General features: G+C 58.3%; 9 protein-coding genes, 1 tRNA gene and 2 rRNA genes (1 of these 12 running past the window's edge). 9 read left to right on the top strand and 3 right to left on the bottom strand.

Going from position 1 to position 13,411, the window contains the following annotated elements:
* From FIV05_RS05200 to FIV05_RS05190, 3 genes are all read left to right on the top strand, one after another.
* Positions 1–2,574: ribosomal RNA gene (locus FIV05_RS05200) — 23S ribosomal RNA — on the top strand (it extends 149 nt beyond the left edge of the window).
* 200 nt (positions 2,575–2,774) lie between these two features.
* Positions 2,775–2,889: ribosomal RNA gene (rrf, locus tag FIV05_RS05195) — 5S ribosomal RNA — on the top strand.
* 247 nt (positions 2,890–3,136) lie between these two features.
* A tRNA-Met gene (locus FIV05_RS05190) sits at positions 3,137–3,213 on the top strand.
* 207 nt (positions 3,214–3,420) lie between these two features.
* On the opposite strand, the gene FIV05_RS05185 is transcribed toward FIV05_RS05190, so the two are convergent.
* Positions 3,421–4,761 carry an aspartate aminotransferase family protein gene (locus FIV05_RS05185; RefSeq protein ID WP_152508896.1) on the bottom strand — a complete coding sequence of 447 codons (1,341 nt, stop codon included), beginning with the start codon at positions 4,759–4,761 and terminating at the stop codon, positions 3,421–3,423.
* Positions 4,762–4,877: 116 nt separating this feature from the next.
* Between FIV05_RS05185 and FIV05_RS05180 the strand changes: the two genes are divergently transcribed.
* On the top strand, positions 4,878–5,453 hold the full coding sequence (locus FIV05_RS05180) for a cupin domain-containing protein (protein WP_152508895.1): 576 nt from the start codon (positions 4,878–4,880) through the stop codon (positions 5,451–5,453).
* A 7-nt stretch (positions 5,454–5,460) separates the two neighbouring features.
* Here the strand turns inward: FIV05_RS05180 and FIV05_RS05175 are convergent, their stop codons facing one another.
* On the bottom strand, positions 5,461–6,330 hold the full coding sequence (locus FIV05_RS05175) for a MurR/RpiR family transcriptional regulator (protein WP_152508894.1): 870 nt from the start codon (positions 6,328–6,330) through the stop codon (positions 5,461–5,463).
* Between the two features lie 115 nt (positions 6,331–6,445).
* Here FIV05_RS05175 and FIV05_RS05170 point away from each other — a divergent pair, with 115 nt between their 5' ends.
* The 5 genes from FIV05_RS05170 (at position 6,446) to FIV05_RS05150 (ending at position 11,558) form a co-directional block, all read left to right on the top strand.
* Positions 6,446–7,492 carry a spermidine/putrescine ABC transporter substrate-binding protein gene (locus tag FIV05_RS05170; protein ID WP_152508893.1) on the top strand — a complete coding sequence of 349 codons (1,047 nt, stop codon included), beginning with the start codon at positions 6,446–6,448 and terminating at the stop codon, positions 7,490–7,492.
* 79 nt (positions 7,493–7,571) lie between these two features.
* Positions 7,572–8,690: an ABC transporter ATP-binding protein gene (locus FIV05_RS05165; RefSeq protein ID WP_152508892.1), complete on the top strand. Its 1,119-nt coding sequence runs from the start codon at positions 7,572–7,574 to the stop codon at positions 8,688–8,690.
* The gene (locus FIV05_RS05160) at positions 8,687–9,622 is read left to right on the top strand and encodes an ABC transporter permease (RefSeq protein WP_152508891.1); all 936 of its coding nucleotides are present in this window, start codon (positions 8,687–8,689) and stop codon (positions 9,620–9,622) included. The genes FIV05_RS05165 and FIV05_RS05160 overlap by 4 nt, the downstream gene beginning before the upstream one ends.
* Complete coding sequence (locus tag FIV05_RS05155; protein ID WP_055656819.1) at positions 9,619–10,449, top strand: ABC transporter permease; 831 nt, start codon at positions 9,619–9,621, stop codon at positions 10,447–10,449. Before FIV05_RS05160 ends, FIV05_RS05155 begins: the two co-directional genes overlap by 4 nt.
* Positions 10,446–11,558 carry a P1 family peptidase gene (locus FIV05_RS05150; protein WP_152508890.1) on the top strand — a complete coding sequence of 371 codons (1,113 nt, stop codon included), beginning with the start codon at positions 10,446–10,448 and terminating at the stop codon, positions 11,556–11,558. The genes FIV05_RS05155 and FIV05_RS05150 overlap by 4 nt, the downstream gene beginning before the upstream one ends.
* Before the next feature lie 52 nt (positions 11,559–11,610).
* Here FIV05_RS05150 and FIV05_RS05145 read toward each other — a convergent pair whose 3' ends face one another.
* Positions 11,611–13,398 (bottom strand): gamma-glutamyltransferase family protein, encoded by a 1,788-nt coding sequence (locus FIV05_RS05145; protein ID WP_152508889.1) that lies wholly within the window; start codon positions 13,396–13,398, stop codon positions 11,611–11,613.
* Positions 13,399–13,411 lie beyond the last annotated feature (13 nt).

Below are 13,411 nucleotides of genomic sequence, written 5' to 3'. Positions count from 1 at the left end.
CAAGGGAGCAAACCCGGGGAACTGAAACATCTAAGTACCCGGAGGAAAGGACATCAACCGAGACTCCGCTAGTAGTGGCGAGCGAACGCGGACCAGGCCAGTGGCTTGCATTTAAGAACCGGAACCGTCTGGAAAGTCGGGCATTAGTGGGTGATAGCCCCGTACGGGTAGAAATTATGCAAGTCCTCGAGTAGGGCGGGACACGTGAAATCCTGTCTGAACGTGGGGGGACCACCCTCCAAGCCTAAGTACTCCTTGTCGACCGATAGCGAACAAGTACCGTGAGGGAAAGGTGAAAAGTACCCCGACGAGGGGAGTGAAACAGTTCCTGAAACCGGATGCCTACAAACAGTTGGAGGGCGCAAGCCTGACAGCGTACCTTTTGTATAATGGGTCAGCGACTTAATTTAACGAGCAAGCTTAAGCCGGTAGGTGTAGGCGTAGCGAAAGCGAGTCTGAATAGGGCGCCCTAGTTCGTTGGATTAGACCCGAAACCGAGTGATCTAGCCATGGCCAGGTTGAAGGTGCGGTAACACGCACTGGAGGACCGAACCCACGCCTGTTGAAAAAGTCGGGGATGAGCTGTGGCTAGGGGTGAAAGGCCAATCAAACTCGGAAATAGCTGGTTCTCCGCGAAATCTATTTAGGTAGAGCGTCGGATGAATACTCTCGGGGGTAGAGCACTGGATGGGCTATGGGGGCTTACCGCCTTACTGATCCTAACCAAACTCCGAATACCGAGAAGTACTATCCGGCAGACACACAGTGGGTGCTAACGTCCATTGTGGAGAGGGAAACAACCCTGACCGCCAGTTAAGGTCCCTAAGTTATGGCTAAGTGGGAAAGGATGTAGAACTCCCAAAACAACCAGGATGTTGGCTTAGAAGCAGCCATCATTTAAAGAAAGCGTAACAGCTCACTGGTCTAAATAAGGGGTTCCGCGCCGAAAATGTACCGGGGCTCAAGCCATACACCGAAACTGCGGGTGCATCTTATGATGCGCGGTAGCGGAGCGTTCTGTAAGTCTGCGAAGGGGGACCCGTGAGGGCTCCTGGAGATATCAGAAGTGCGAATGCTGACATGAGTAACGATAAAGCGGGTGAGAGACCCGCTCGCCGAAAGTCCAAGGGTTCCTGCGCAACGCTAATCGGCGCAGGGTTAGCCGGCCCCTAAGGCGAGGCCGAAAGGCGTAGTCGATGGGAATGCAGTTAATATTCTGCAGCTTGGTGGTAGTGACGGATGCCGTGTGTTGTATCTCCTTATTGGATTGGGGGTGCAGCGAAGGTGTTCCAGGAAATAGCTCCACCGTATAAACCGTACCCGAAACCGACACAGGTGGACTGGTAGAGAATACCAAGGCGCTTGAGAGAACTATGCTGAAGGAACTCGGCAAAATGCTCCCGTAAGTTCGCGAGAAGGGAGACCTCACGACGGGCAACCGTTGTGGGGTGGCACAGACCAGGGGGTGGCGACTGTTTATCAAAAACACAGGGCTCTGCGAAGCCGTAAGGCGACGTATAGGGTCTGACGCCTGCCCGGTGCTGGAAGGTTAAGAGGAGGTGTGCAAGCACCGAATTGAAGCCCCAGTAAACGGCGGCCGTAACTATAACGGTCCTAAGGTAGCGAAATTCCTTGTCGGGTAAGTTCCGACCTGCACGAATGGCGTAACGACTTCCCCGCTGTCTCCAGCATAGACTCAGTGAAATTGAATTCCCCGTGAAGATGCGGGGTTCCTGCGGTCAGACGGAAAGACCCCGTGCACCTTTACTACAGCTTCACACTGGTATTCGTCACGACATGTGTAGGATAGGTGGTAGACGTTGAAGCAGGAGCGCCAGCTCTTGTGGAGTCACCCTTGAAATACCACCCTTGTCGTCATGGATATCTAACCGCGGTACAACAATATCCGGGACCGTGTGTGGCGGGTAGTTTGACTGGGGCGGTCGCCTCCCAAATGGTAACGGAGGCGCGCGAAGGTGGGCTCAGAGCGGTCGGAAATCGCTCGTTGAGTGCAATGGCATAAGCCTGCCTGACTGCGAGACTGACAAGTCGAGCAGAGTCGAAAGACGGCCATAGTGATCCGGTGGTCCCTCGTGGAAGGGCCATCGCTCAACGGATAAAAGGTACGCCGGGGATAACAGGCTGATGATGCCCAAGAGTCCATATCGACGGCATTGTTTGGCACCTCGATGTCGACTCATCACATCCTGGGGCTGGAGCAGGTCCCAAGGGTTTGGCTGTTCGCCAATTAAAGTGGTACGTGAGTTGGGTTCAGAACGTCGCGAGACAGTTCGGTCCCTATCTGCCGTGGGTGTAGGAGAATTGAGAGGATCTGTCCCTAGTACGAGAGGACCGGGATGGACGTACCTCTGGTGGACCTGTTGTGGCGCCAGCCGCATTGCAGGGTAGCTATGTACGGAAGGGATAACCGCTGAAAGCATCTAAGCGGGAAACCCACCTCAAAACCAGTTCTCCCTGAAGAGCCGTGGAAGACCACCACGTCGATAGGAAGCGTGTGGAAGTGCGGCAACGCATGAAGCTTAGCTTTACTAATAGCTCGTTCGGCTTGATCCTCTCATTAGTCAATGTTCATCTTTTGGATGCGCCCCTGGCGCATCGAAAAGATCATTTTAAGTGCGCTACCGCCCTTCGGGCTGCTTGAGCGCGTTTGAAATGATCCATAGGGCCAATGTCCTGGAACCTTCGTCCCAGGCGAGGCCGACCAAAACATCAAAAAATATATAGACCAGTTCACGCAAATTGCGCTTCGCCGGCCTGGTGGCCCTAGCGGGGAGCCCCCACCCGATCCCATCCCGAACTCGGCCGTGAAACTCCCCAGCGCCAATGGTACTGCATCTTAAGGTGTGGGAGAGTAGGTCGCCGCCAGGCCTGCAAATCGCAATTTGAAACCTCTTCAATTTGTCTGTCGCTCACGCGCGTAACGCCCTTCGGGCTGCGCTCCGCGGGGCGGCCCGACCGGCCGGCGGCCACTTGGCCTTGCCTCCGCTGCGCTCCGGATCTCTTGTCCCATATCAGCGCAGTCTTCCGGTCAAACCGAAACATAAGGGTATGCCCAAAAGGGACCAGACCCAGTTTGACCAAACGCGCAGCGCGCAAAGGACAAACAAAAAAACAACGCGGGATGGAGCAGCCCGGTAGCTCGTCAGGCTCATAACCTGAAGGTCGCAGGTTCAAATCCTGCTCCCGCAACCAACAAATAACCCGGCCGCGCGCCGGGTTTTTTGTTGCTAACGGATACTGATTCCAAACTGACCAGCGCTCCCACAAAAAGCGCTATGCCCGACGCACTGGCACAAAAAAGCTCAAAGCCACATACCGATACAAAATAAAACCCCGTCAGAAAAAACTGACGGGGTTTTTTGTTATGTATGACAAGGGGCAGGGCGAAAGACTGAATACCTAGGCCGTCTCGGAGAGGACCCGTCCCAGCGTTGCCACCATCTCGTCAATCATGTCTTCTTCAACAATCAATGGTGGAGAAAGAGCGATGATGTCGCCGGTCACGCGGATCAGCAAGCCCGCCTCGAAGCACTTGACGAAAACCTCATAGGCACGCTTTCCGGGCGCGTCCTCGCGGGAATCCAGTTCAATGCCGGCAATGACGCCAATCGTGCGGATGTCCTTGACGTGTTTTGCGCTCTTGAGCGTATGGATACGGTTTTCCCAGGTGCTGGAGATCTCCGAACCACGGGTCAGAAGCTTATGTTTCTCGTAGATATCGAGCGTAGCTAGGCCGGCGGCGCAGGCGACCGGGTGACCGGAATAGGTATAGCCGTGGAAGAGTTCGATTGTCTCGGCCGGACCGTCCATGAAGACTTCATAGATAGCGTCCTGCGCGAAGACCGCTCCCATCGGAATGACGCCGTTGGTAAGACCCTTGGCAGTGGTAAAGAGATCCGGTTTCACGTCGAAGAAATCTGATGCGAATGGAGCGCCGAGTCGTCCGAAACCGGTGATGACCTCGTCGAAGATCAACAGGATACCGTGACGGTCGCAGATCGCACGCAGTCGCTCCAGATATCCCTTGGGCGGAATGAGTACGCCGGTGGAGCCTGCAACAGGTTCCACGATGACTGCGGCGATGGTCTCCGCCCCGTGTAGCGCGACGATCCGTTCCAGATCATCCGCAAGATGTGCGCCCCATTCAGGCTGGCCCTTGCTGAAGCTGTTGTGTTCGGGAGCATGGGTGTGCGGCAAGTGATCGACACCGGTCAGGAGCGAACCGAAATGGCGGCGATTGTTGACGATGCCGCCAACGGAAATGCCGCCGAAGCCGACACCGTGATAACCGCGTTCGCGACCTATCAACCGGGTTCGGGAAGCGTCCCCCCGGGCGCGGTGATAGGCGAGCGCCAACTTCAATGCCGTATCGACGGATTCGGACCCGGATCCGGTAAAGAAGACATGGTTGAAGCCTTCCGGCGCAATCTGCTTCAGACGTTCTGCAAATTCGAAGGCAATCGGATGGCCCATCTGGAAGGAGGGCGCGTAGTCCAGTTCGGACAATTGCCGTGCGACCGCATTGGTGATCTCTTCATAACCGTGTCCGGCATTGCAGCACCAGAGGCCCGCAGTGCCGTCGAGAATGCTGCGGCCGTCGTCGCTCCGGTAATGCATGCCCTTGGCCGAGACCAGCATGCGTGGAGACTGCTTGAACTGCCGGTTCGCGGTAAATGGCATCCAGTAAGCGTCAAGCGGCTGGTTGGATCGAATATCTGTGGTGTTGCTGACGATGTTCATGTGCGCCTCCTCGGTCGGTCGCACTAGAAAGCACTGATTTTGACAAGCCGAATAGTCTGTTTCTTGCAGGCATCAAGATATTGAAAAGACAAAAATTGAGTGGGAAGATGTTTAGGATGATAAACACACTAAACACCGATGACTTCTCACGCGACGTCGGATTGCGCCTGCGGGCGATCCGGGAAGCGCATGGCTATTCACAGCGGGAATTGGCGAAACGGGCCGGTGTCACCAACGGTTTCATTTCCCAGCTGGAAGCGGCCAAGATCAACACCTCCCTCAGCGCATTGAAACGCGTTCTGGACGGTATACCGATCGGCCTGTCGGAGTTTTTCGCCTATGAGCCGGAGCGGCAGGAGCAGGTGTTTTTCGGCGTCGATGAGTTGACCGAAATCGGCAAGGGCAACATTTCCTACAGGCAAGTCGGCAACAGCCTCTTCGGCCACGAGCTGCAGATGCTTTACGAAGTTTATGAAGCGGGGGCGGATACGGGCCGCGTCATGCTCAGCCACGAGGGCGAGGAGGCCGGTATCGTCATCGAGGGACGGCTTGAAGTGACCGTCGGCGAGCAGAGAAAGATCCTCGGACCAGGAGATGCCTACCTCTTCAAGAGCTCGATCCCGCACAGATTCAAGGCACTGCGAAACGGCCGCTGTGTCGTTGTCAGCGCCTGTACGCCGCCGACGTTCTGATCCCGCGCTAAAACAGTCCCAGCTTCTTCGAATTCGCCTTCCATTGCACCAGCCGGTGGCTCGAGGTCGTCTCGTTGGCCCTGGCTGCAATGTCGACCATCAGGCTGAGCGCGGCAACGATCCCGATGGTCGACTCCAGGAAGAGGCCCGTTCTGGAAGGCGCATAGACGGCGGCATCGGCGATCTCCCTACTCCAGTGGCAATATTCGTCCGAAACCACAATCACTGACCGGCCCTGGCTCTTTGCCAACCGGGCGAGCTTCAGCGATTCCGATGCATAGGGCACGACGTCCACCAGGATAAGGCACGTTGTGGCGGCCGTTTCCGGGCCGTGATCAAGCCACTCGCCCAGCATGCCGTCATGGGCGGACAGGAAATGGACATTCTTTCGCGCCAGCGCCATCCGGCGGGCGAAATCCTCCACCGTTCCCCGGATCGACTGAAATCCCGTGGCGTAAATCGTCTCGGAAGTCGAAACCAGTCGGATGACCTCTTCCCAATTATCGCCTTGCGTCTGGTTGAAGACGTTGGTCAGTCCCTGGACCTCGGCTTCCAGCGTCTCGACGAACCGCAAAGGAATGTCCCCGTCGGTGACGAAGGAGGCCGTGGTGACCGAATAATGTTCGCGCAGCAGCTGCTTCAGCCCTTTCATGCCGTCGCAACCGAGCCGGCGCAGCAACCTTCCGACGGTGACCTCTGAAACCCCCGCCTTTTCCGCGAGAGATTTCCCGGTTTCCAGCCCGAGAGATGAAATATTCAGGCTGACGAACTGCGCGAGCCGGGCCTCCTGCTTGGGGAGTTTGGGTGTTTCATCCTGCAAGCGTTTGATGAATTCATCGAATTTCGCCTGAGGGAAGGAGGAGAAGCCGGCTTCCATTTCAGCTCCCAAAATGACAGAAAAATAACATTTGACAGAAATGTCATAATTCAATCTCCTTTTGGACGCAAGCCCGTTCACCTCCCAGAAACGTGGCAGCAAACCAGAGGGTTCCATGACTAACAACACGCTGAAGAGAGTTGCCAAGGCAACACTTGGGGCAGCGGCACTGGTGGCTGTTGCCAGTGCTGCGCAGGCCGAGGAAGAACTGAATCTCTACAATTGGGGCGACTACATAAATCCGCAGGTTCTGACCAGATTTACCGAGGAGACGGGGATCAAGGTCAACCTGGACACCTATGGATCCAACGAGGAAATGCTTGCGAAGATCCAGGCAGGCGCCACCGGTTACGATATCGTGTTCCCGTCGGTCCATATGCACGACATCATGTTCCAGCTTGGTTTGCTGGAAAAGACCGGCATCGGCAGCGATCCGGCTTTCAAGAACATCGACCCGCAGTTCATCCGCGCGAAGACAGATCCGGACGCGGAATACTGTCTGCCTTATGCCTGGGGCACTGTCGGCATCGCCTACAACAAGCAGAAAGTGGCCGAAATGACCGGCTGGGAGGATTTCTTCGCCCTGGCTGACAAGGGCGAGAAGATCATCCTTCTTGACGATCTGCGCGAGACCATCGGCATCGGTCACATCATGAACGGCACGTCGGTCAATTCCACCGATGAAGCCGAGATCAAGGCCGCGGCAGATTACATTCTGGAGCGCAAGAAGAACGTCACCGCCTTTACCTACGACAGCATTCCGCTGGTCCAGTCTGGCGATGTGGCGGCGGCACACTGGTATGTCGGCGCGAACATTTTCGTGCAGCAGGCTCCGGACGTGCTCGCCTACGTCATCCCGGAGGAAGGCGCGACCATGTATCAGGAGGACATCTGCGTCCTTGCCAGCGCGCCCAACAAGGACAACGCAAAGAAGTTCCTGCAATTCTATCTTCAGCCGGAAATTTCCGCGCTGAACGTACAGCAGCAGCTGAACGGCACCCCCAATCTGCCGGCCCGGGATCTCCTGCCGCCGGAAATTGCCAACAATGAAAGCATCTACCCGCCTCAGGACGTGATGGAAAAGCTGCAGATCTTCGTGGACCTCGGCCGCGACCTGCAGCTTTACAACAGTGAATGGACGCGCATCAAAACGGCACAATGAGTGCGGATGCGGATGACCGTCCCGTTCAGACTGCGCGGCCCCGGGCCGCGCATGTCGCCTGACGTTCCGAGGGGGTAGAATGCAAGGAATTTTGAGGATCGAAAGCGCCTCCAAGAGCTTTCAGGCTCCGGAAGGTGGCGTCATCCGGGCACTGGACAATGTGTCCCTGACAGTGGCTCACAACGAGTTTCTGACGCTGCTTGGCCCGTCGGGCTGCGGCAAGACCACCTTGCTGAGGGCGGTCAGCGGGTTTGAGGATCTCGACGGTGGCGAGATCTACATAGACGGCCAACCGGTATCGGATCAGCCGGCACACAAGCGACCGGTCAACACCGTCTTTCAAAGATATGCCCTGTTCCCGCACCTGTCCGTGCAACGGAACGTTGCCTACAGCCTCGAGGTTAAAGGCGTCGCGAAAGCGGAAATCAGACAGCGCGTCGGCAGCATGCTCGAGCTTGTCGGCCTTGCCGGAATGGGTGCGCGCAAGATCGGCCAGCTTTCCGGTGGGCAGCAACAGCGGGTGGCCCTTGCCCGCTCGCTTGTGGCCCGGCCTAAAATTCTTCTGCTGGACGAACCCCTGTCGGCACTCGACAAGAACCTGCGCCACAAGATGCAGCAGGAGCTGAAGACCCTGCAGCACGAACTTGGCATCTCGTTCATCTTCGTCACGCACGATCAGGAAGAAGCCCTGGTTATGTCGGACCGGATCGCGGTACTGAACGGCGGCACCATCCAGCAGCTTGATGCGCCTGAAGAGCTCTACCGACGTCCGGCGAACGAATTCGTTGCCCGCTTCATCGGCGAAAGCAACCTTTTGGACGCGACAGTGGTTTCGGTCGCCGGTGCGCGTTGCGACGTCGTTCTGACCGATGGTACCGTCATACGCGATTGTCCGGTAAACGGCCTGAAGCGAGGCGATTCGGCAAAGGTGTTGATCCGGCCGGAAAACCTTCTGGCGGACCTGGGGCAAAGCGGTTCTGGCGAGCGGGCGGGACACGAAATCTCGGGCACGGTCAGCGAGAGCTTTTTCGCCGGTACCGATTACCGTCTTGTTCTTTCTTGCCAGGGGCTGCCGCCGGTCAGGGCATCGCTTCGGGCGGGACCTGGCACGTCGCATCACACCATCGGCGAACAGACCTCGCTGTTCGTGCCGCATGATGCCGTGCACCTCATTCCGGGAAATGGAGTTCCGGCATGAGCTGGGTGCACAACACACTGGAAAACAGGCGAAAGCTGACGCTGTTTGGCCTCTTGCTGCCGCCGTCCGCCTTTCTCGCGGTCTTCTTCCTCGGGCCGCTCGCCATCATGATCGTCTATTCCTGGCTCACACCGGGTCTTTATGGCGGCGTCGAATGGAAATTCTTCCATCTTAACTACGGTCGCATTCTGGGATGGGCCGACACCAAGTACGAGCGCTTCGATCCGGTCTATATCGAGATCTTTCTGCGGTCGGTGAAACTGGCGGCAACCACTGTTTTGCTCAGCCTCATCCTCTGTTACCCGGTCGCATTCTGGGTGTCGCGGATGTCTGACAGGATGAAAAACCTGGTCATCTTCCTGATCACGCTGCCTTTCTTCATCAGCCTGATCGTGCGTCTGTTCGCATGGGTCCTGATCCTGAGGCCAACCGGTTTCTTCAACCAGGCGCTGATGGGCCTCGGACTGATCGATCAGCCGCTGGAAATCATCTTCACAGGCACGGCGGTGGTCATCGGCATGGTCTATGTGTTCGTGCCGTTCATGTTCCTGCCGCTCTATGCCAGCATCGAAAAGCTGGACCACAGCCTGATCGAAGCCTCGCAGGACCTGGGCGCCAACCGGCTGCAGACATTTTTTCGCGTGATCCTGCCAATGACCCTGCCAGGCATTGTTGGCGGGTCGATCATCGTCTTCATCCCGAGCCTTGGCAATTTCATCGTGCCGTCGCTTCTGGGCGGGGCAAAGGTGGTCATGATCGGCAATCTGATCGAGCAGCAATTCCTGTCGGCGCGCAACTGGCCTTTCGGAGCAGCGCTTGGAATGATGGTGATGGCCGCCGTCCTGGTCCTGCTTCTCTACTACATCCGCATTGTTACCCGTGAAGAGCGGCGCTCCGGCGGATCGAAGGTGGCAGAGGAGGTCGCGGCATGAGGCGCAAGATTTCCTGGCGAAACCTGTTCCTGTCGGTCTACGGATGGCTGTTTCTGGTCTTCATCTATGTACCGATCCTGTTGATCACGGTGTTCTCGTTCAACTCCAACCCGGTCAACATGATGATCTGGCAGGGGTTTACCTTCGACTGGTACCGCACGATCTTCGGCTTCCCGACGGAACTGAACGAGCTGACGCTTTACGTGGAATCCACCGATCAGCTCTATAACGCTGTACTGAACAGCCTGACGGTAGCCCTTATCACCACGGCGGTGTCGACGGTGCTCGGTACGTCGGTTGCGCTGGCTGTCGCCCGTTTCAGGTTCCGCCTCAAGAATTTCTACCGGGCCCTTCTGTTCATGCCGATGATCATGCCCGACATCATCCTCGGCATCGCACTGTTGATCTTCTTCGTGTCCTTCGGCTTCGGTCTTGGACTGCACACGATCATCATCGGCCACTGCACGTTCCTCAGCAGTTACGTGTTCATCGTGGTCAGCGCCCGCATCGCGGATATGGACGACAGCCTGGAAGAGGCATCGGCGGATCTGGGGGCCGATGGCTGGACAACATTCCGGCGGGTGACCCTGCCGCTGATCGCACCGGGTGTCATCGGCGGCGCCATGCTCGCCTTCATCATCTCGATGGATGATCTGGTGATCACCTATTTCATCTCCGGCGTCGATTCCACGACCCTGCCTGTTCACATCTACGGGATGCTGCGCAGGGGCATCAAACCGGAAATCAATGCAATTGCCACGGTCATGCTGGTGTTTTCCTTCATCATCGCGTCCGTTGGCCTCTACATGCGGTCCCGCAAGAAATGACGCAGAAACATAACTCCAAACGTGCCCGCGACCTGGGACTTCCCATGCCGGGCACTCCGGGTCCGCAAAACGCGATTACCGATGTCGAAGGGGTGCTTGTCGGCTATGAAACGCTGTCCTCGAGGCTGACACCTGCGCTCGCGAGCAACGGCCTTCCGGTGCAGACGGGCGTCACGGCAATTCTGCCCCGGGGGCGAACATCGACACCGCGTCCGGTGTGGGCAGGGCTGCATGCGCTCAACGGCAACGGTGAAATGACCGGCAGTCACTGGGTCAAGGACGCGGGCTATTTCACCGGCCCGATCCTGATCACCAACACGCATAGCGTAGGCGCTGCGCACGAGGCCGCCGTACGCTGGATGGTCGATACCTATCGCGATGCCTGGGAGAACAACCATCTGTGGGCGATGCCGGTTGTCGCGGAAACATATGACGGTGTCCTCAACGACATCAATGGCCTGCATGTGCGGCCGGAACACGCGGCAAAAGCCCTTGAAAACGCGACATCCAATCCGCCTGCCGAAGGCAATGTCGGCGGTGGTGCGGGCATGATCTGCTACGAGTTCAAGGGAGGAACGGGGACCGCCTCACGGCGTATCGAGACAGGTGGCAAGCCCCACACGCTCGGGGTTCTTGTGCAGGCGAACCACGGTCTTCGGCCATGGTTCAAGGTGCTGGGACAGTCCGTCGGGGAAAAGATGATGGAAGACCGGTTGCCAGGTTTCAAGGCGGAGCGTGGCTCGATCATCGTGATCATCGCAACGGATCTGCCGCTGCTGCCTTCTCAGCTCGACCGTCTGGCCCGCCGCGCGACCATTGGCATTGGCAGGGGCGGAACGCCGGGCGGCAACAGTTCCGGCGACATTTTCCTTGCTTTCAGCACGGCCAATGAAATGGATCTGCCGCAGCTCAGCGGGCCGTGGAAATCCATGGTGTCGCTGAACGACGATCTGCTCGATCCGGTCTACATGGCTGCGGTGGAGGCAATCGAGGAAGCTGTCCTCAACGCCATGCTGGCGGCCGAAGACACGCCAACCGCAAGGCCGGCAGGTGCGGTTTGCAGGGCGATCGACGCCGAAGCCCTCAGGGAGCTCTTCGCACGGGTTTGAAAGCCCCACCGGTGCCGATAGGTGCAAGGCATCGGCGGGGCTGTGCTGTCGTCTATCGACCGACCGCGTAGGCCTGCATCAGGCGCGGGGTCGCCGCTGCTTTCAGGACGCCGTCCGCGCTGCGCTTGGCAGCGGTCAGCCGGCCAATGGTCCAGTTGCCGGAAACTTCCACCGAATGCCCGCGAGCCCGCAGCAGGTTGATTGTCTCTGAGCTGAAATTGCCCTCAGCCATCACGTGTCCCGGCTGACGCTGGCGCGGGTGGAACGACGTCGGGAAATGGGTCGTGTGGAACAGCGGCAGATCGATGGCTTCCTGCAGGTTGAGGCCGTGATGCACCAGCCGCAGGAACAGGGAAAGCTGCCACTGGTCCTGCTGGTCGCCGCCTGGTGTGCCGAACACCATCGCCGGCCGCCCTTCATGGAAGGCAAGGCTCGGGGTCAGCGTGGTACGCGGGCGTTTGCCGGGCGCCAGGCTGGTCGGCAAGCCGTCTTCCAGCCAGAACATCTGTGCGCGGGAATTCAGGCAGAAGCCAAGCGCGGGAATGATCGGAGAGGATTGCAGCCAGCCACCGGACGGGGTCGCGGCAACCATGTTGCCCCAGCGGTCGATGATGTCGAGATGAACCGTGTCGCCCCGCCGCTCGGAAAGATGCGCCATCGTCGGTTCGTAAAGACCGGTGTTGGCAATGCCAGCGCGTTCAATCACGGCCATGTTGGCAGCGACCTGATCCTCAAAGCCCGGCAGAACGCCGGGGCGCAGGTCGAAGGACGCGGTGTCGGAAATCAGTTTGCGCCGCGCATCGTTGTAGTCGTCCGACAGCAGCGTGCTCATCGGAACGTCAACAAAAGCGGGATCGCCGTAATAGACCTCGCGGTCCGCATAGGCGAGCTTCATGGCTTCCGTCACATGGTGGACGAAGTCGGCACCAGCCGGGTCCATCGCGCCGATGTCGAAGCCTTTCAGGAGCGCCAGCGCCTGCAGGAGCACGGGCCCCTGTCCCCATGGGCCGGTCTTGGCAACAGTCCAGTCGTGATAATCGCTCAGGAGCGGATCATCGTAAGTCGCGCTCCAGGTCGCCAGATCGTCGGCGGTCAGCACACCCTTGTGTTTTGCGCCCGAACCATCCATCACCTCGGCGGTTTCCAGAAAGGCCGCAATCTCCTCGGCAATGAAGCCGCGGTAGAAACAGTCGCGTGCCGCGTCGATTTGCTTTTCGCGACCGGACTGGCTTTCTGCCTCGTTCAAGAGCCGCGTCCAGGTCTGGGCCAGAACCGGGTTTTTGAACATCTCGCCGGCTTCTGGCACGTTTCCACCCGGCACCCAGGTCTCGAAGGACGTCGGCCATTCTTTTTGGAAGAAGTCCTGCAGCCCGCCGATGGTCGCCGCTGCACCCGGCAACATGGGCTGGCCGATTTCAGCGTAATAGATCGCAGGCTCCAGCACATCGCGCAGGCTCAACGTGCCGTGGTCGCGCAGCATCAGCATCCAGCCGTCGAAGGCACCCGGAATGACGGTCGACAGCAGGCCGTTGCCCGGAATGAGATCCAGCCCTTCCGCCTTGTAATGGTCGATGGTGGCTCCCGCCGGCGCCGGGCCCTGGCCGCAGACGACCTTGGTCTCGCCGGTTCCGGCCTTGTGGAAGATGACCGGCAGGTCGCCGGCCGGACCGTTCAGATGCGGCTCCAGAACCTGCAGCACAAGCCCGGTCGCAACGGCGGCGTCAAAGGCATTGCCGCCTTTTTCCAGGATGCTCATGCCGACGGCGCTTGCGATCCAGTGGGTGGAAGTGACGACACCGAAGGTGCCGGTGATTTCGGGGCGGGTGGTAAAAGTCGGCATGAGTTACTCTTTG

Source organism: Labrenzia sp. THAF191a (assembly GCF_009363335.1).
Lineage (GTDB): Bacteria > Pseudomonadota > Alphaproteobacteria > Rhizobiales > Stappiaceae > Roseibium > Roseibium algicola.
Note: the sequence above shows the minus strand (reverse complement) of the source record. Positions and strands in the feature narration are given on the sequence as shown.